The 17,761-nt window shown below is 65.4% G+C and carries 15 protein-coding genes; 6 read left to right on the plus strand and 9 right to left on the minus strand.

Translation table 11 applies throughout. From position 1 onward, the window contains the following. The first annotated feature begins 591 nt into the window (after positions 1–591). Positions 592–3,381 (plus strand): phosphoenolpyruvate carboxylase, encoded by a 2,790-nt coding sequence (gene ppc / locus N551_RS0123490; RefSeq protein ID WP_027568970.1) that lies wholly within the window; start codon positions 592–594, stop codon positions 3,379–3,381. Between the two features lie 50 nt (positions 3,382–3,431). Here the strand turns inward: ppc and N551_RS0123495 are convergent, their stop codons facing one another. The 4 genes from N551_RS0123495 to N551_RS0123510 all read right to left on the minus strand — a co-directional run bounded on the left by N551_RS0123495 (position 3,432) and on the right by N551_RS0123510 (position 7,190). Beyond that, complete coding sequence (locus tag N551_RS0123495) at positions 3,432–4,598, minus strand: SMP-30/gluconolactonase/LRE family protein (protein ID WP_027568971.1); 1,167 nt, start codon at positions 4,596–4,598, stop codon at positions 3,432–3,434. Between the two features lie 114 nt (positions 4,599–4,712). Beyond that, entirely contained in the window at positions 4,713–5,627 is a 915-nt protein-coding gene (locus tag N551_RS0123500; RefSeq protein WP_027568972.1) for an SDR family oxidoreductase, read from the minus strand. A 5-nt stretch (positions 5,628–5,632) separates the two neighbouring features. Then, positions 5,633–6,772 (minus strand): thiolase, encoded by a 1,140-nt coding sequence (locus N551_RS0123505; RefSeq protein WP_027568973.1) that lies wholly within the window; start codon positions 6,770–6,772, stop codon positions 5,633–5,635. 4 nt (positions 6,773–6,776) lie between these two features. Next, on the minus strand, positions 6,777–7,190 hold the full coding sequence (locus N551_RS0123510) for a Zn-ribbon domain-containing OB-fold protein (RefSeq protein WP_027568974.1): 414 nt from the start codon (positions 7,188–7,190) through the stop codon (positions 6,777–6,779). A 173-nt stretch (positions 7,191–7,363) separates the two neighbouring features. On the opposite strand from N551_RS0123510, the gene N551_RS0123515 reads away from it, so the two are divergent. The 5 genes from N551_RS0123515 (at position 7,364) to N551_RS0123535 (ending at position 12,254) form a co-directional block, all read left to right on the plus strand. Further along, entirely contained in the window at positions 7,364–8,713 is a 1,350-nt protein-coding gene (locus N551_RS0123515; RefSeq protein WP_027568975.1) for an amidase, read from the plus strand. Further along, the gene (locus N551_RS0123520) at positions 8,706–9,392 is read left to right on the plus strand and encodes a DUF2848 domain-containing protein (protein WP_027568976.1); all 687 of its coding nucleotides are present in this window, start codon (positions 8,706–8,708) and stop codon (positions 9,390–9,392) included. Before N551_RS0123515 ends, N551_RS0123520 begins: the two co-directional genes overlap by 8 nt. 156 nt (positions 9,393–9,548) lie before the next feature. Continuing rightward, on the plus strand, positions 9,549–10,295 hold the full coding sequence (locus tag N551_RS0123525) for a 2OG-Fe(II) oxygenase (protein WP_027568977.1): 747 nt from the start codon (positions 9,549–9,551) through the stop codon (positions 10,293–10,295). 9 nt (positions 10,296–10,304) lie between these two features. Continuing rightward, positions 10,305–10,958 (plus strand): DNA oxidative demethylase AlkB, encoded by a 654-nt coding sequence (alkB, locus tag N551_RS0123530; protein ID WP_027568978.1) that lies wholly within the window; start codon positions 10,305–10,307, stop codon positions 10,956–10,958. A gap of 54 nt (positions 10,959–11,012) precedes the next feature. Then, the gene (locus tag N551_RS0123535) at positions 11,013–12,254 is read left to right on the plus strand and encodes an MFS transporter (protein WP_027568979.1); all 1,242 of its coding nucleotides are present in this window, start codon (positions 11,013–11,015) and stop codon (positions 12,252–12,254) included. Here the strand turns inward: N551_RS0123535 and N551_RS0123540 are convergent. From N551_RS0123540 to N551_RS0123560, 5 genes are all read right to left on the minus strand, one after another. Next, entirely contained in the window at positions 12,232–13,860 is a 1,629-nt protein-coding gene (locus N551_RS0123540) for a thiamine pyrophosphate-dependent enzyme (protein WP_027568980.1), read from the minus strand. The two genes, N551_RS0123535 and N551_RS0123540, sit on opposite strands and share 23 nt — an antisense overlap. Before the next feature lie 24 nt (positions 13,861–13,884). Next, a complete protein-coding gene (locus N551_RS0123545; RefSeq protein WP_027568981.1) occupies positions 13,885–14,754 on the minus strand; it encodes a fumarylacetoacetate hydrolase family protein in 870 nt (289 codons plus the stop codon). 3 nt (positions 14,755–14,757) lie between these two features. After that, a complete protein-coding gene (hpaD, locus tag N551_RS0123550) occupies positions 14,758–15,741 on the minus strand; it encodes a 3,4-dihydroxyphenylacetate 2,3-dioxygenase (protein ID WP_027568982.1) in 984 nt (327 codons plus the stop codon). 66 nt (positions 15,742–15,807) lie between these two features. Beyond that, positions 15,808–17,346, minus strand: a complete 1,539-nt coding sequence (gene hpaE, locus N551_RS0123555) for a 5-carboxymethyl-2-hydroxymuconate semialdehyde dehydrogenase (RefSeq protein ID WP_027568983.1) — start codon at positions 17,344–17,346, stop codon at positions 15,808–15,810. Next, positions 17,339–17,737, minus strand: a complete 399-nt coding sequence (locus N551_RS0123560; RefSeq protein ID WP_027568984.1) for a 5-carboxymethyl-2-hydroxymuconate Delta-isomerase — start codon at positions 17,735–17,737, stop codon at positions 17,339–17,341. Before N551_RS0123560 ends, hpaE begins: the two co-directional genes overlap by 8 nt. Positions 17,738–17,761 lie beyond the last annotated feature (24 nt).

The raw sequence follows: 17,761 nt of genomic DNA on the forward strand, positions 1-17,761 counted from the left end.
TACGCTTGTGAGCCATCGCGATCTGCGCGAACGACCCGGCGCGGTCACAGCGTTTCTTTTCGGCTTCGGGAGCGAGCACGCGCAAGCTTCCGGATGTCCGGGGAGGGACGTCCGCGGACGGCAAAAGCGTGTGGTCCTGACGCCCGGGGTCTGTGCGTCAAGGCTTGCGGTTATGTGCGGCCCGACCGGGTGCGCGCATCGATCATCCGCAAGGCGACGGGGGCAATAGTGCATCGCTCCCCGGGGAGAGCGCGCCATAAGCCGTAAAACCATTGCGCAGGGAAGGCCGGATGTTCCGGCATCACCTGTGGTCACCCCCGCGTGCGTTTTTCGCGTGCGGACCCTGGGTGCCAGCCGGCGCCCGGCCTTCCCTGCGCCCTTTTTTCTCGACGAGGGCGAAACGGACAGCAAACTCGGGCGCCCCCCGCCGCGAGACCGCGAATGTATGTCTGCGCCCGTCACCAAGGCGCATTCCCACCCATGATCGGTGATGTTGCCGCGCCGCCCCCAACTTCATCTTGCGCTGCGGCAAAAAACTTGCACACTCGGCTGAGCCGGGCAGCCAAGCGAGCTCGACAAGGGGAGCGAGCCATGTCCCTCCAGACCATATCGTCCGACACCGTCGACCAACGCCCCAACCGCCCCGAGGAAGTCCTGGCGCTGGAGGCGGATGCGCGGCTGCGGGACGATATCCGCCTGCTCGGACGCATCCTCGGCGACACCGTGCGCGACCAGGAGGGGCCTGAATTGTTCGATCTGGTCGAGCGCATCCGGCAGACCTCGATCCGATTCCACCGCGACGAGGACCGGCTCGCCCGCCGCGAGCTCGAGCAGATCCTCGACAGCATGTCGACCTCCGAGACGGTGCGGATCGTCCGTGCCTTCAGCTATTTCTCCCACCTCGCCAACATCGCCGAGGACCAGAACAACATCCGTCAGATGCGCGCCAACAAAGGCGGCGGCTCCGGCGTGCTGGCCGAGACGCTTGCTCATGCGAGGGCTGCGGGCATCGGTGCCGATGCCCTGCGCAACTTCTTCAAGAGCGCGCTGGTCAGCCCGGTCCTGACCGCGCATCCGACCGAGGTCCGCCGCAAGAGCACGATGGACCGCGAGATGGAAGTCGCAGCCCTGCTCGATCGTCGCGAGCGCGTCGCGCTGACGGCGGAGGAGGCCGCCGCAAGCGACGAGCAGCTCCGCCGCGAGGTGCTGACGCTGTGGCAGACCAATCTGCTGCGCCGGACCAAGCTCACCGTGCTCGACGAGGTCGCCAACGGCTTGTCGTTCTACGATTACACGTTTCTGCGCGAGGTGCCGCGGCTGGTCAACACGTTGGAGGACCGGCTGGAGGAGGGCGGCGAGCAGGCGGCCGGCGAGCTCGCCTCGTTCCTGCGCATGGGCAGCTGGATCGGCGGCGACCGCGACGGCAATCCCTTCGTCACCGCCGACGTGATGCGCGGCACGCTGCGGCTGCAGTCGAGCCGGGTGATGCAGTTCTATCTCAATGAGCTGCACGTGCTCGGCTCCGAGCTGTCGATCGCGGCTCATCTCGCCGACGTCTCCGAGGAGTTGCGCACGCTGGCGGAGCGCTCGCCCGATACCTCGCCGCACCGGAGCGGCGAGCCCTATCGCCTCGCGGTCTCTGGCATCTATGCGCGCCTGACCGCAACGGCCGAAATGCTTCAGGTCGAGATCACGCGCCGGCCGGTCGGCAAGGGTGCGCCATATGACAGCGTCGGGGAGTTCAAGGCCGATCTCGACGTGCTGCACCGCTCGCTGATCTCCAACAACGCCGGCGTGATCGCCCGCGGCCGGCTGCGGCTGCTGCGCCGTGCGGTGGACTGCTTCGGCTTCCATCTGGCCCGGCTCGACATCCGCCAGAACTCGGCGGTGCACGAGCGCACTATTGCCGAGCTGATGGATGCCGCCAATCCCGGCATGTCGTACCTCGCGCTCGGCGAGGACGCCCGCATCTCGCTGCTCACCAACGAGCTGCGCTCGACGCGCTCGCTGGTGTCGCCGTTCGTCAAGTACAGCGACGAGACCATGGGCGAGCTCAATGTCTTCCATGCGGCCGCGGAGGCGCATGCGAAGTTCGGCTCGGATGCCATCCCCCAATGCATCATCTCGATGTGCAAGAGCATGTCCGACATGCTCGAGGTCGCGGTGCTGCTCAAGGAGGTCGGCCTCGTTCATCCCTCCGGGCGCAGCGCCATCAACATCGTGCCGCTGTTCGAAACCATCGAGGATCTGCAGGCGTCTTCCACCATCATGGACCGCATGCTCTCGCTGCATGATTACCGCCGGCTGGTCGACAGCCGCGGCAGCGTGCAGGAGGTCATGCTGGGCTATTCCGACTCGAACAAGGACGGCGGCTTCGTCACCTCGGGCTGGGAGCTCTACAAGGCCGAGATCTGCCTCGTCGACGTGTTCGAGCGCCACGGCGTGCGCCTGCGTCTGTTCCATGGCCGCGGCGGTTCGGTCGGCCGTGGCGGCGGCCCGAGCTACGATGCCATCATCGCCCAGCCCGGCGGCGCGGTGAACGGCCAGATCCGCATCACCGAGCAGGGCGAGATCATCTCGTCGAAATATTCCAACGCCGAAGTCGGCCGCAACAATCTGGAGATCCTTGCCGCCGCGACTCTGGAGGCGAGCCTGTTGCATCCGCGCCAGAGCGCGCCGCGGCGCGAATATCTGACCGCGATGGACGAGCTTTCAAGTCTCGCCTTCAAGGCCTATCGCGGCCTCGTCTACGAGACCGACGGCTTCGTCGATTATTTCTGGGCCTCGACCGTCATCAATGAGATCGCGACGCTGAACATCGGCAGCCGTCCGGCCTCGCGCAAGAAGACCCGCGCGATCGAGGACCTTCGCGCGATCCCCTGGGTGTTCTCCTGGGCGCAATGCCGCCTGATGCTGCCGGGCTGGTACGGCTTTGGCAGCGCGGTCGAGCAATGGATCGCGGAGCATCCCGACAAGGGCATGCCGTTCCTCAAAGAGCTCTACAAGGAATGGCCGTTCTTCCGCATGCTGCTGTCGAACATGGACATGGTGCTGGCGAAAAGCTCGATCGCGATCGCCTCGCGCTATGCCGAACTCGTGCCCGACGAAGCTCTGCGTGAAAAAATCTTCGGCCGCATCCGCCGCGAATGGCATTCCTGCATCGAGACGCTGCTCGACATCATGGGTCAGGACCGGCTGCTGCAAGGCAATCCGCTGCTGGAGCGCTCGGTGCGTCACCGCTTCCCCTATCTCGACCCGCTCAACCACGTGCAGGTCGAGCTGCTGAAAGAACATCGCGCGCAGAACCCGGACGAGCAGGTGCTGCGCGGGATTCAGCTGACGATCAACGGGATCTCGGCGGGACTGAGGAATACGGGTTGAGAAGCGAGGAGCGAACCGTACGGTTCGCTACTCGCTTCTCTATTAATCGCTCACGGCTTCATCGCGCCCTGCACACTGGTGTAGACGGCATAGAGCGATGTCGAGCCACAAATATAGAGCCTATTTCGCTGCTGACCGCCGAAGCACAAATTAGCGACGGTTTCCGGAATATGAATCTTGCCCAGCAACTCGCCGGAGGGCGTGTAGCAGCGTACGCCGTCTTCGTTTGCGTCCCCCCAGCCCACCGAGCACCAGACGCGTCCTTCGGTGTCACAGCGGACGCCATCGGTGATGCTTGGTTTTGGCATCTCTGCGAACACCTTGCTGTTCGACACCTTTGCCCCGGCGACGTCGAGATCGAACACGCGGATATGCGACGGGTTGTCGGGCCCATCCGTGAAGCCGGTGTCGCAGATGTAGAGCTTCTTCTCGTCGGGCGAGATGGCAAGCCCGTTCGGCTCGACAAAGTCGTCGACGACGACCTTGACCTCTCCAGACCTCGGGTCGACCCGGTAGACGTTCTTCTTCTCCTGCTCGGGCTCGGCCTTGATTCCTTCGTAGAAACCGCCGATGCCGTAGGCGGGATCGGTGAACCAGATTGCGCCATCGGCCGTCACGACCGCATCGTTGGGCGAGTTCAGTCGCTTGCCATTGAACTTGTCGGCGATGATGGTGATCGAGCCGTCGAGTTCGGTGCGCGTCACGCGCCGACCGCTGTGCTCGCAAGTGATCAGGCGTCCTTCGCGATCAATCGTGTTGCCGTTCGAGTTCATTGAGGGCTGGCGATAGACACTGACGTGGCCGTCGTCCTCCGAGAAGCGCATGATGCGATTATTCGGAATGTCGCTGAACAGCAGGTATCGCCCGGCCGCGAAATATACTGGCCCCTCGGCCCAGCGGAAGCCCGTTGCGACGCGCTCGACGGCCATGGTGCCGGCAAAGGCGGGAAAGCCGGGGGGCCCAAACGATGGTGGCCCCTTCTTGGCGGATTCCAAGTGGGCGTCCGGGTAGCGGCTGCCTGGCAGCGGCCCCAACGGCAGCGGCGCGGTCGATCTTGTCGGTGCACCCGTCTGGCCCAAGGGCGTTACGGACGCCCCCAGGGCTGCGGTCATGGTGACGCCCGTCGCCGCAACTGCCGCTGCCGCACCCTTCAACAGGGTGCGGCGCGCGAGAACAGGCTCATTGACGTCGGTGGAGATGGTCAGTGAGTTTGTCATAGTCGCCTCCCATTCTTTTGTTTGGGAGAAAACTGTCCGCCTGCAATCGGGCGTAAAGCGGGCGATCCCCGGCTGGACAACCGGAGATCGCAATGCAGCAAAGGTGGAATTCGCTTACACGGGATCCCACGGGAAGATGTCGGCGGAACGGTCGAGCTTGTAGAACGATCCCTTCAGCGCCGGCATGCCGTGTTCCGCGATCGATTGCGGCGTCCAGCCTTCGCTCCGGTGCACCGAGCGCAGCGGGCGGTTCTGGCTGAACAGGAACAGCTCGTTCATGCGTGCGCCGAAGATCTGCCCGGAGACGTCCTTGGCGGCGTCGGAGAGCAGATAGGCGCAGACCGGCGCGATCTTCTCCGGCCCCATCTGCTTGATCTTCTCGACCCGTGCCTTCTCGGCTTCGGTCTCGGTCGGGATGGTGCCGATCATGCGGGTCCAGGCGAACGGCGAGACGCAGTTGGAACGGACGTTGAAGCGGCCCATGTCGAGCGCAATCGACTTCGACAGGCCGACGATGCCGAGCTTGGCGGCGGCGTAATTGGCTTGTCCAAAGTTGCCGATCAGGCCCGAGGTCGAGGTGAAGTGGACGAAGGAGCCGCTCTCCTGCTCGCGGAAGATCCGCGCCGCGGCGTGGCTGACGTAGAACGAGCCCATCAAATGCACCTTGATGACGGCCTCGAACGCTTCCACGCTCATCTTGTGGAAGATCATGTCGCGCAGGATGCCGGCATTGTTGACCACGCCGTCGAGCCGGCCGAAATGATCGGTCGCGGTCTTCACGATCTTGCTGGCGGGGATGGCTTCGGCCACCGACTCGAAATTGGCGACGGCGGTGCCGCCGCGCTTCCTGATCTCCTCGACCACTTCCTCGGCGGGCGCGGCGCTGGTGCCGGCGCCGTCCGCGGCGACGCCGGGATCGTTGACGACGACCTTGGCGCCCTCGCCAGCGCAAAGCAGCGCGATCTCCCGCCCGATGCCGCGGCCTGCGCCGGTAACGATGATGACCTTGTCTTGCAGTGATTTGCTCATGTGGATTACCTCTCGTTCGTAAACACGATCGTGCCCGACGCGGCGAACATGCCGCCGACGCCGTGGCACACCGAAATCTTCGCGTTGGCGACCTGCGCCGGCGCAATGCCGCGCATCTGGCGGACGCTCTCCTGGAGCGCGTACATGCCGTACATGCCCGAATGCATGTAGCTCAATCCGCCGCCATTGGTGTTGAGCGGCAGCTTGCCGCCCGGGCGCGTGTTGCCGTCCGCGATGAACTTGCCGGTCTCCTCGTGCGGCATGAAGCCGAGATCGCCGAGGCCGAACAGCGGCAGATGCGCGAAGGCGTCGTAGATCATGAGATGATCGACGTCCTTGTGCGCGATGCCGGCCTCCCTGAACGCCAGCGGTCCCGCGGTCTTGAACGCGCGCGAGGAGTTGAACGTTTCCATCTGGCTGACCATCGGCGTCTCCACGCTCTCGCCGGTGCCCATGATGTAGACCGGCTTGCGCGGAAAATCCTTGGCGCGGTCGGCCGAGGTCAGGATCAGCGCGCCGCCGCCGTCGGTGACGAGGCAGCATTGCAGCAGGCGGAACGGGTAGGCGATCATGCGCGAGTTGAGGACGTCGGCGACCGTGATCGGGTCCTTCATCATCGCGCGCGGATTCTTCGCCGCCCATTCCCGCTGCACCACCGCGACCGCGGCGAGCTGCTCGTGCGTGATGCCATAGGTCTTCATGAAGCGCAGCACGGGGATCGGGAACATGCTGGGCGGGCCGTAGACGCCGAACGGCGCTTCGAACTGGCCTTGCAGGCTGTCGGCGGGAATCGAGCGCGGCGCCTTGCCGATCATCGACTTGCCGCTCTCGGCATGGGTGATCAGCACGGTCTTGCACAGGCCGGCCTCGATCGCTGCGGCGGCATGGCGGACGTGCAGCATGAAGGAGCAGCCGCCGACCGAGGTGCCGTCCACCCAGGTCGGTTTGATGCCGAGATAGTGGCAGACCTGCTGCGGTGTCTCGACGGCGGTGGCGAAGCCGTCGATGTCCGACAACTTCAGGCCGGCATCGGCAATGGCATTGAGTGCCGCGTCCGCATGAAGCTGGAGCTGCGAGGCGTTGGGAATGACACCGAGCTCGGTGGTCTCGGCCGCGCCGACGACGGCAACCTGATTGCTGCGCATGGGCTTACCCCTTCGCCGGACGGAATACGGGAAGGGTGATCTTGTCGTCGAGAGCCTCGAAGGCGACCTCGAGCTTCATGTCGAGCTCGAGCGCCTCCGGCGTCTGCGGGCAGTCGATGATGTTGCTCATCATCCGCGGTCCCTCGGCAAGTTCAACCACGGCGATCGCGTAAGGCGGCGTGAAGCCGGGCGCGGCGGGACGATGGTTGATCACGTAGCTGTAGAGGAAGCCCTTGCCACTCGCCTTGAAGATGCTGACCTTGCGCGAGGCGCAGGACGGGCAGAACGGGCGCGGCGGAAAATAGACATGCGCGCAGGCGTCGCAGCGCTGCAGGCGCAACTCACCCGCCTTGGTACCGTCCCAGAAATGCTGGGTCTCGGGCGTCGGTTTCGGTCGCGCGCGCTGCGGTTCGGCCATCTCGGCAGGTCCTCCCAAGGCCAAGCTGAGCCCGGCTGTTGCGATCTTGATGCGACAATCGACCATGGCGCGTCAACGGTCCAGCAATGCGCATGCATGCCATCATGCGCACAATGCTTGTGTCGAAGTGAGGCAGCGCTATACATTGCGCGCAAATATTCCGTGAGACAGACATGCCCGATTTTCCGACAGTGACGAAGCTCGCCGAAGACCTCGAAAGCGGCCGCACCACCTCCCGCAAGCTGGTCGAGGCTTGCATCGCCAAAATCGCCGATCCGGCCGGCGAGGGGCAGCGTGCCTTCATCCATGTCGACAAGGATGCCGCGCTTATGGCGGCCGATGCGATGGACGGTTTGCGCAAGGTGAAGGCGGCGCCGTCGCGCTACGCCGGTATCCCGGTCTCGATCAAGGATCTCTTCGACATCAAGGGCCAGGTGACGCGCGCCGGCTCCCGCGCGCTCGACGATTCCTCCCCGGCCGAACAGGATGCCCCCACGGTGGCGCGGCTGCGCAAGGCCGGCTTCGTCGTGATCGGGCGCACCAACATGACCGAGTTCGCCTATTCCGGCATCGGCATCAATCCGCATTACGGCACGCCAAAGGGCGTCTGGAACCGGGCCGAGGGCTACGTGCCCGGCGGGTCGTCCTCGGGCGCCGCGGTTTCCGTGCTCGACGGCATGGCGCATGGTGCGCTCGGCACCGACACCGGCGGCTCCTGCCGGATTCCGGCGGCCTATAACGGCATCGTCGGCTACAAGCCGACGCAGCGGCGCGTGCCGCTCGACGGGGCCGTGCCGCTGTCGTTCTCGCTCGACAGCATCGGGCCGCTGGCGCGATCGGTCAGTTGCTGTGCCATTCTCGATGCCGTGCTCGCGAACGAGCCCAGCGTTCCGCTGAAGCCTCGCCCGGTCAAGGGCATGCGGCTGGCGGTCCCGACCACGATCGCGCTCGACGACCTCGACGCGGCTGTGGCCGCGACATTCGAGCGTGCACTCAAGAGCCTTGCCGATCATGGTGCGATCATCGAGCGCATCGAGATGGCCGAATTCCACGACATCGGGCCGATGAACGCCAAGGGCGGCTTTGCGGCTTCCGAAAGTTATGCCTGGCATCGCTACCTCCTCACGTCCAAGGGCGACGTCTACGATCCCCGAGTCTCCGTGCGCATCATGCGTGGCGAGGCGCAGAGCGCGGCGGACTACATCGATCTTCTCCATGAGCGCCGCTCGCTGATCGCCCGCGTCAATGCGCGCATCGCGCCCTATGACGCGCTGGTGCTGCCGACCACCGCCAACACGCCGCCGAAAATTTCGGACCTTGCCGACGACAAGGCGTTCACAAGGGAAAACCTGCGGGCGCTCCGCAACTGCACCCTGATCAACATGATCGACGGCTGCGCCATCTCGCTGCCTGCGCATCGCGAGGGCGAGATTCCGGTCGGCCTGATGCTGGCGGGCGCGGGCGGATCGGACCGCCGTATCTTCGAGCTTGCTGCCGGCATGGAGGCCGTAATTCGTGTTTGACCTGACTTTCACCGTTGACGCCCAGGACACCACCACGCCGCTGACGCTGGCGATCGACCAGATGGTCATCGCCGGCTGGACCGGCCGCGATCCGGTCGCGCGCGACAAGCACATTGCCGAGCTGCAGGAGATGGGTATCGCCCCGCCGGCCTCGACGCCGATCTACTATCGCGCCTCGGCACGACGGCTGACGATGGAAGACAGCATCGAATGCACCGGCGGCGATTCCTCTGGCGAGGTCGAGTTCGTGCTGATCGGCTGGCAGGGTCGCATTTTCGTCGGCTGCGGTTCCGACCACACCGACCGCAAGGTCGAGGCCTATAACGTCACGGTGTCCAAGCAGATGTGCGACAAGCCGATCGCATCCACGCTGTGGGAGCTCGAGGACGTCATCGGCCACTGGGACAGGATGATCCTGCGCTCCTGGGCCACGATCAAGGGCGAGCGCGTGCTCTATCAGGAGGGCACGCTCGATGCGATGCTGCCGGTCGCCGACCTGATCGCGCGTGGCTTCGAGGGAGGGAAATTTCCCGACGGCTGCGCCATGTTCGGCGGCACGTTTGCGGCGAAGGGCGGTATCCGCCCCGCCGACCGTTTCGATTTCGAGCTGAAAGACCCGGTGCTGAAGCGCACGATCAAGCACGGCTATGACGTGGTGACGCTGCCCGTGAGGGGCTAAGGTCTCTCCGCCGTCATTGCGAGGAGCCCTTGCGACGAAGCAATCCAGGCTGGTTCCGCGGGGGGATTCTGGATTGCTTCGCTCCGCTCGCAATGACGGGGAGAGAGACGGAAATCGGGTGGTAGAGGACGGGGCGGTCTTGCGAAGGTCAGAGCCATGACAGCAACAGCACGCAAATCGCCTCATAAGTCAGCCACGGACCCTGCCGCCCGCGTCGATGCCCTCGACTGGCCCCAGATCACCGGCGAACTCGACACCCAGGGCTGCGCGCTCCTGAAAGGCCTGCTCACGCCGGACCAGTGCCGCGCCGTCGCCGCGCTCTATCCCCACGACGCCAACTTCCGCAGCCGCATCGTCATGGGCCGCCATGGCTTCGGTCGCGGCGAGTACAAATATTTCTCCTACCCGCTGCCTGACCTGATCGCGCAGTTGCGCCCGACGCTCTACGCGCATCTCCAGGGTGTCGCCAACCGCTGGAACGAGGCTATGGGGATCGACATCCGCTACCCGGCCGAACACGCGGCGTTCCTGAAGCGGTGCCACGAGGCAGGCCAAGCGCGACCGACGCCGCTGCTGCTGCAATACGAGGCCGGCGATTTCAACTGTCTGCATCAGGACCTCTATGGCGAGCACGTGTTCCCGTTGCAGGTCGCGATCCTCTTGTCGGAGCCCGGCCGCGATTTCACCGGCGGCGAGTTCGTGCTGACCGAGCAGCGCCCGCGCATGCAGTCCCGCGCCGAAGTGGTTCCGCTCGCGCAGGGCGACGCCGTGGCCTTCGCTGTGCATCACCGCCCGGTGCAGGGGACACGCGGCACCTACCGCGTTAATCTCCGCCATGGCGTCAGCCGGGTCAGGTCCGGTCAACGCCACACACTAGGTGTGATCTTTCACGATGCGAAATAAACGCTGCCACTGATGGCGGATTTGTTCGATAGCGTTGCCGAAGCCCAGCCGTCGCGCGAGGAGATCGCCGACGGCGCCGTTCTGCTGCGCGGCTTCGTCAAGCCGATCGAGAGCGAGTTGATCGAAGCGGTGCGCGCCATCGTGGCGCAGTCGCCGTTCCGCCGCATGACCACGCCCGGCGGGCATCTGATGTCGGTCGCCATGACCAATTGCGGCGAGCGCGGCTGGATCACCGATCATACCGGCTATCGCTATGATCCCATCGACCCGCGGACCGGGGCGCCGTGGCCGGCGATGCCGCCGGTGCTCCGCGATCTGGCGTTGCGCGCCGCGGAGCAGGGCGGCTTTGCCGGCTTCGCGCCCGACGCGTGCCTCGTCAACCGCTACGAGCCCGGCACGCGGCTGTCATTGCATCAGGACAAGGACGAGCTGGATTATTCAGCGCCGATCGTCTCGGTCTCGCTCGGGCTGCCTGCGACGTTCCTGTTCGGCGGCCTGGCACGCAGCGACAAGCCGCGCCGCTTCCGCTTGGTCCATGGCGATGTCGTGGTCTGGGGCGGGCCGTCACGGCTCGCCTATCACGGCGTCGCGCCGCTGGCCGACGGTGAACATGCGTTGCTGGGGCGGAAGCGGATCAATTTGACGTTCCGAAAGGTCCGCTGACGCGTTTCCTCGCAGCCGCCGCTCGTCTAAGCTTCCGGCGGGGGAGACGGCGATATGGCGACCACACAGCTCTCGGCCGGCACTGGCGCGGCCAACCGTACCGGCTTGTATCTGGCCGTGCTGCAACTGGCGTTCACGCTTGGCTGGACCACCTACGTCATCTATCTGCCAAAGCTCGCGGCTGAGGTCGGCGTCGCGCCATCAGCCGTCATCCTCATCCTGATGCTGGACCAGGCGATCTTCACCATCGCCGACACCGCGATGGGGATTGCCGCCGACAAGATCGCTCCCCATCTCGGCAGGCTAGGCCTGTTCGTCGGGCTCGTGGCCGCGATCTCCTGCGGCGCGTTCGTCGCGCTGCCCTTCGTCGCAGGACGCGGGGTGGCCGCGCAGGGGTGGTTCATTGCCCTGATCGTGGTCTGGTCGATCACCTCGTCCGCGCTGCGCGCGCCGCCGCTGACCCTGCTCGGCAAATACCGCGCCCGGCCGCAGGTGCCGTTCCTCGCCGCGCTCGCGATGCTCGGCTATGGCGTCGCCGGCGCAGTCTCGCCCTATCTCGGCGTGGTGCTGCGCGAGCACGATGCGCGGCTGCCCTTCGTGATATCGAGCGCAGTGTTGCTGTTGACCGCGCTCGGACTGTCACGGATCGAGCACGAGGTGGCCCGCGACACCGCGCCGCCGACACCGCCCGAAGCGGCAAAGCCGCTTGGCCTCGTGCCGATCGCCTTCATCGTCGCGATGGTGGCGCTCGCGCTCGGTTATCAGTTGCACTTCGCTCTGAACAGCGCGCCGTTCTACCTGCGCTTTGCCAAGCCGGATGAGCTGCAATGGCTGATGCCGGTGTTCTGGATCGGTTTCAACATTGCCATGTTTCCGGCAAGCCTCGTCGCCAAGCACCGTGGCGGCGTGATCGTGATGGGCGCGGCCGGACTGCTTGGAGCGGTCGCGATTGCTGCGGCCGAATTCGCCGGCAGCCTCAACACGCTGATCGTCGCGCAGTTTCTCGCCGGAGCAGCGTGGGGCTGCATGCTGATGAGCGCGATCTCGGCTGCGTTGGCCATCGGCTCGACCGGCGCGGAGGGAAAGGTGACCGGCCTCGTCTTCTCGGCGCTGGCACTCGGGACCTTGGCACGAATGGCGGCGGTCGCCGGCGGCTTGCAGAAAGTGCCTGACTACGCGCCGCTGCTGCACTGGGCCCCGGTCGCGTGCTGGGCGGTCGCAGGCGCGGGCCTGCTGGTGATCGCGGCGGCGCGGCTACAGGGCGGCGTTCACCTCAAGGCTTCGGCGGGTGGATGAACGCCCAGGGGCTCACTTCCGAATCCCTGGTCACTTCGATCGAGATCAGATACGGCCCGCCATGGGCGAGCGCCTTCTCCATCGCCGCCTTGAACTGGTCCGGCGCAGTGACGCGCGCTGATGCGACGCCAAAGGACTCCGCCAGCTTGACGAAATCCGGGTTGACCAGATCCGAGGCCACCACGCGGCCGTCGAAGCGCTCGCGCTGGTCGCGGCGGACATTGCCGTAGGCGTTGTTGTTGAACACCAGCGTCACCACGCCGATGTTGAATTGCACGGCGGTGGCAAGCTCCTGCACGCCGAACATGAAGCCGCCGTCGCCGGTGATCGCCACCACCGGCTTGTCGGGATTGGCGATCTTGGCGCCGAGCGCGGTCGGGAAGCCCGAGCCGAGCGTGCCCTGATAGCCTGATGTGATGAAGGTGCGCGGCTCGTAGATCGGAAAGCCGTACCAGGAGGCGAAGCCGAACTGGGACAATTCATCGGTCACGATCGCGTTCGCCGGCAGCACCTCGCGCAGGATGTTGAGATACGCCATCTGCGGCTGGATGCGCTGGATCTCGGCTTGCGCCGTCGCAGTCGCCTCGCGGATCTCTCCCCGCCGGCCGCTGGTCCTGGCATAGCCGGCCTTCGTCACGGCGGTGACAAGATCGGCCGTGCCGGCCTTGGCGTCGGCGACGATAGCGACATCGGAGGCGAGCCGGCGCATCTCGGCCGGATCGATATCGAGACGAATGGATTTCAGCCCCTTCGGCTGGTACGGCCAGCGGAAGCCCGATGCCGGCAGTTCGGCGCGCGTGCCGATTGCGATCATCAAATCGGTTGTCGGCCACAGCTTGTAAGCTGCCGCCATGGTGAGCCCAAGCTCATGCGCGTTGGAGACGATGCCGCGGCCGCTGCGGAAGGCGACGACAGGCGCGTCGATCATCTCGGCGAGTTCGAGAATCTCCTCGCGCGCCTCGATCGCGCCGCTGCCGACGAAGATCATCGGCGCCTTGCTGTTCCTGATCAGCGCGGCCGCCTGCTTGATCATGTCAGGGTCGGGCTGCGGCGCGGGCAAGGGCTCCAGCACTTGCGCAGCCGCGGTGTCGGCGCGCTGGGTGAAGACGTCCCAGGGCATCTCGACCGAAGCGGGGCCACGCCGTCCGGACGTCATCTCCTGGAAGGCGCGCGCGACGGTGGTCGGCGCGTTGCCGGGATATTCGATCCGATCCGCCCATTTCACATAGGTGCGCAAGGTCGCGAGTTGGTCCGGCATCTCGTGCAGATGGCCGCGGCCCTTGCCCAGAAACTGCGTCGGCACCTGACCGGTGACGCACAGCACCGGCTCGTTGCAGCCGAAGGCGGTGAGCAGCGCGGCGCTGGCGTTGAGCACGCCTGGGCCGGGCACCACGCTGAACACGCCGGGCCTGCCGCTGGAGCGCGCATAGCCGAACGCCATGTAGCCGCAAGCCTGCTCGTGCCGCGCGCCGATCACCTTGAGCTGGGCCTGGTGGAAGGCGTCGAACAGGCCGTAGACCTGGGCGCCGGGCAGGCCGAATACAGTATCGACGCCATGGGCGACAAGGCCGCTTACGATGGCTTCGCCGCCGGTGAGGGTGGTCATGGCATTATCCATTCCGATTATTGTTCAGGCTTCGTCGACGACGCCGTTGCGTAAAGATCCGATGCCCTCGGCCGCGACTTCGATAACATCGCCGGGCTTCAGATAACGCGGCGGGTCGAACCGCGCACCGGCGCCGGTTGGCGTGCCCGTGACGATGATATCGCCGGGAACGAGCGTTGCGAAGGTCGAGATATAGCTGATGAGATAGCGGAACGGGAACATCAATCGGCTGGTGCGGTCGTCCTGCCGCAGCTCTCCGTTGACGTGCGTGGTGAGGCGGATGTCAGCGACTTGCGATTCCTGTGTGTAGGGCACCAGCCACGGGCCGAGGCTGCCGCTGGAATCGAAGTTCTTGCCCTGCGTGACGTTGAACTTGGCATGGCGCAGCCAGTCGCGCACCGAGCCTTCGTTGCAGAGCGTCAGCGCAGCGATGTGATCGAGCGCAGCACTTTCCGGGATGTGCCGGCCGGCCTTGCCGATCACCAGCACGATCTCTCCCTCATAGTCGAGCTGCGCGGAGGCGCGCGGGCGCACCAGCGGTGTGTCGTGGCCGACGAAGGAGCGCGGCGAGCGCATGAACATGCTCGGATATTTCGGCGCGTCCTGGCCGTCCTTGTACTCGGCATTGCGGTCGGGATAGTTGACGCCGATGCAGATGATCTTTTCCGGCGCGGGCACCGGCGGCAGCCAGATGATGTCACCGAGCGCGTGATCGGGCGTGCGGCCGGCGGCCTCTTCCGCGAAGCTCGCGAGCTTTCCTGCCGCGATCACCTCTCGCAGCGTCGGATAGTCCTTTGCGTGGCGCGCGGAGAGATCGACAATGCCGCCGTCCACGACGGCGCCGTACTTCGTTGCACCCTTGACGGAATAGGTGGCGATGCGAGGGAGGGTCATCGCTTAATCCGCCACCAGCACGTCGGCCACGAAGTTCGGCTCACGCACGGCTTGTCCTGCGAACGGCGAGCCCTGCTCGAACCAGGAGCGCGGGGCCGGCGCGCCCCACAATGTCTGGCGACGGGGATCGCGCAATGACCAGCGCAGCGGCTCGTGGTCGTGATCGCCGGTGAAATAGTCGCTGGTGTAGAGCTCGAGCCGGTGTCCATCGGGGTCGCGGACGTAGAGGAAGAACGCATTCGAGATGCCGTGGCGGCCGGGGCCCCGCTCGATGTTCTTGACGAAGCCCTGCGAGGCCATGACATCGCAGAGATGGATGATGTTCATCGCCGTCGGCGTCCAGTACGCGAAGTGGTGCAGCCGCGGGCCCTTGCCGTTGGTGATGGCAAAATCGTGGACATTGCCCTTGCGATGCATCCAGGCCGCGGCGATGCGCCCGTTCGGTCCGTCCTCCTCGGCGTATTCGGTGAGGCGAAAGCCGAGCCGGGCATAGAATTCGACGGTGTCCTGCACCTCGGCGGCGAACACGTTGAAATGGTCGAGCCGCTGCGGATGGCAGCCCCTGTAGAGATCGTAGCGGCGCAGCAGGTGCGGCCGCCGGTCCATCGACGCGTACAGCTCGATCTGGAAGCCGAAGGGGTCGGTGAACTGCAGCGTGCGGCCCTGGAAGGGCTGATCGACGAAGGCGTAGCCAAGGCCGTTCTCGGACAGGAACTTCGCAGCCTTGTCCAGATCCCCGTCGTTGCCGACCTTGAAGCCGAGGCGGTTGCAGGCAGGCGCCGCCGCCTTGCGCAACACCAGCGAGTGATGCTGATGCTCCTCGGCGGCGCGCAAATAGACGACCTTGTCGTCGGCGTCCTCCACATGCAGGCCGACAACGCTTTCATAGAACTCGCGGCTGAGCTTCAGGTCGGTGACGTCCAGCACGGCGTGGCTGGAGCGGATGATGTTGAACGGCGGCTCGAAGATATGTTGCGGTACGGGCATTGCGTTTCCCCTCTCCAGACCCGGTCATTCCCCGTCCGCGCTCCGCGCGTCGAGGAACCGTGAGCGTTAAATTCCCAGCTTCTGAATCTTGTGCGTGCCCCGCGCCAGCGAGACGTGCTTGGTTTCCATGTAGAAATCGAACGAGTAATCGCCGCCGTCGCGGCCGATGCCTGAGGCCTTCATGCCGCCGAACGGCGTCGGCAGATGGCGGACGTTTTCCGAGTTCAGCCAGATCATGCCGGCCTCCAGCGCATCCGCGACACGCAACGCGCGGCCAAGGTCGTTGGTCCAGACATAGCCGGTCAGGCCATAGCGGATGTCGTTGGCGATCTCGACGGCGTCGGCTTCGTCCTTGAAGGGCAGCACGGTGAGGAAGGGGCCGAACACCTCTTCCTGCGCCACGCGCATCTTGCCGTGTGCGCCGGTCACCAGGGTCGGCTCGACATAATGTCCGCCGCCGGGGCCGTCATAGGCCTTGCCGCCCACGGCGATCGTCGCGCCGTCCTGGCGTGCGACGTCGAAATAGGAGCACACCTTTGCCAGATGACGCTCGTGGATCAGCGGCCCGATCTCGGTTACGGGATCGAGGGGATGGCCGACCTTCAGGGCTTTTACGCGCGCCGTGAGTTTCTCGGTGAACTTCTCGGCGATGCCGGCCTGGATCAGCAGGCGGCTCGACGACGTGCAGCGCTCGCCGTTGAGCGAGTAGATCATGAACACGACGGCATCGAGCGCGCGGTCGAGATCGGCGTCGTCGAACACGATCACGGGGTTCTTGCCGCCGAGTTCGAAATGCACGCGCTTCAGCGTGGGCGCGCCCTGAACCATGATCGCGGATCCCGTCGAGCTTTCGCCGACGAAGCCGATCGCCTTGATGGCGGGATGCTCGGTCAACGCCTTGCCGCCCTCTTCGCCAAAACCGTGGACGGTGTTGAGCACGCCGTCGGGCACGCCGGCTTCCTTGACGAGCTTCGCAAGAATAGCCGCCGTGATCGGCGACCACTCCGCCGGCTTGTGCACGACGGTGCAGCCGGCGGCGAGAGCAGGGGCGATCTTCCAGGTCGAAAGCATGAACGGCGTATTCCACGGCGTGATCACGCCGACCGGGCCGATCGGCACGCGCGTCGAGACGTTCCAATGCTCGTCGCTCGGCGTGTTCTGGCCGTCGCGCGCCTCGCCGCATCGATCGGCAAAGAAGCGGAAATTTTCGGCGGCGCGGATCGCGGCCTTGGCCATGAAGCGATAGGCCTGGCCGGTGTCGATGCATTCGAGCACCGCGATGTCTTCGGCATTGTCCTCGATGGCGTCGGCCACGCGATGCAGCAGCTTCTTCCGCATCGCCGGTGCCATGTCGCGCCAGGACTTGAAGGCGAGGGCGGCAGCGGTGGCGGCGCGATCGACATCCTCGGCATTGCCGCGGGCGACGCTTGCGAGTGTCGCGCCGTCGACCGGCGACTTGGTCTCGAACGTCTCGCCAGAGATCGACGGCACGATCTTGCCGTCGATCATGTGCCCGATACCGTCGGCGCGCAGCGTCTTCAGCAGCGGTGCAACGCGGTCTCGGTTGGCCTGGAACACATCGGTTTTCGGCGTGGGCTTATCCATGGGCGGCCTCCGCTTTCAGGGCGTCGTGGATGTTGTTGCGCTTCCAGCTCGTATCCTTGTCGTTGATCTGCATGTCGAACGAGAGGGCGAATTTCGAGCTTGCGAAGACGGGATCGAGATGCCGGGAGAGCGCCTCGAAGACATGCTCGCCGGCCGTCTTGCGGGTTGGCAGATCGCGGCCCTCGCCGATGCGCAGCACCATGTCGAGAAAGCCGTAGTCTTGCCGCGCGTCGGCGATGGCATAGTGCTCGCATCTGACGGCGCGGACGCGGATGCCGCCGAGCGGGAAGATGCCGGTCTCGACCGCCGCCTTGCGCACCACCTCACACGCCGCGCCGATGTCGAGGCGGTCGTCGAGATTGGCCGAATATTCGATCGTGAAATGCGGCATCGCGGTTTCACTCCCTGTTTTCTT

Origin of the sequence: Bradyrhizobium sp. URHA0013 (assembly GCF_000518345.1) — a bacterium.
Lineage (GTDB): Bacteria > Pseudomonadota > Alphaproteobacteria > Rhizobiales > Xanthobacteraceae > Bradyrhizobium.

What these genes read in the sequence shown, in the direction of transcription:
- N551_RS0123515 (WP_027568975.1), top strand. Translation starts at nt 7,364, where the DNA reads ATGCCCGATTTTCCGACAGTGACGAAGCTCGCCGAAGACCTCGAAAGC.
- N551_RS0123560 (WP_027568984.1), bottom strand. Translation starts at nt 17,737, where the DNA reads ATGCCGCATTTCACGATCGAATATTCGGCCAATCTCGACGACCGCCTC.
- N551_RS0123545 (WP_027568981.1), bottom strand. Translation starts at nt 14,754, where the DNA reads ATGACCCTCCCTCGCATCGCCACCTATTCCGTCAAGGGTGCAACGAAG.
- N551_RS0123540 (WP_027568980.1), bottom strand. Translation starts at nt 13,860, where the DNA reads ATGACCACCCTCACCGGCGGCGAAGCCATCGTAAGCGGCCTTGTCGCC.
- hpaE (WP_027568983.1), bottom strand. Translation starts at nt 17,346, where the DNA reads ATGGATAAGCCCACGCCGAAAACCGATGTGTTCCAGGCCAACCGAGAC.
- N551_RS0123505 (WP_027568973.1), bottom strand. Translation starts at nt 6,772, where the DNA reads ATGCGCAGCAATCAGGTTGCCGTCGTCGGCGCGGCCGAGACCACCGAG.
- N551_RS0123535 (WP_027568979.1), top strand. Translation starts at nt 11,013, where the DNA reads ATGGCGACCACACAGCTCTCGGCCGGCACTGGCGCGGCCAACCGTACC.
- hpaD (WP_027568982.1), bottom strand. Translation starts at nt 15,741, where the DNA reads ATGCCCGTACCGCAACATATCTTCGAGCCGCCGTTCAACATCATCCGC.
- N551_RS0123500 (WP_027568972.1), bottom strand. Translation starts at nt 5,627, where the DNA reads ATGAGCAAATCACTGCAAGACAAGGTCATCATCGTTACCGGCGCAGGC.
- N551_RS0123525 (WP_027568977.1), top strand. Translation starts at nt 9,549, where the DNA reads ATGACAGCAACAGCACGCAAATCGCCTCATAAGTCAGCCACGGACCCT.
- N551_RS0123510 (WP_027568974.1), bottom strand. Translation starts at nt 7,190, where the DNA reads ATGGCCGAACCGCAGCGCGCGCGACCGAAACCGACGCCCGAGACCCAG.
- ppc (WP_027568970.1), top strand. Translation starts at nt 592, where the DNA reads ATGTCCCTCCAGACCATATCGTCCGACACCGTCGACCAACGCCCCAAC.
- N551_RS0123495 (WP_027568971.1), bottom strand. Translation starts at nt 4,598, where the DNA reads ATGACAAACTCACTGACCATCTCCACCGACGTCAATGAGCCTGTTCTC.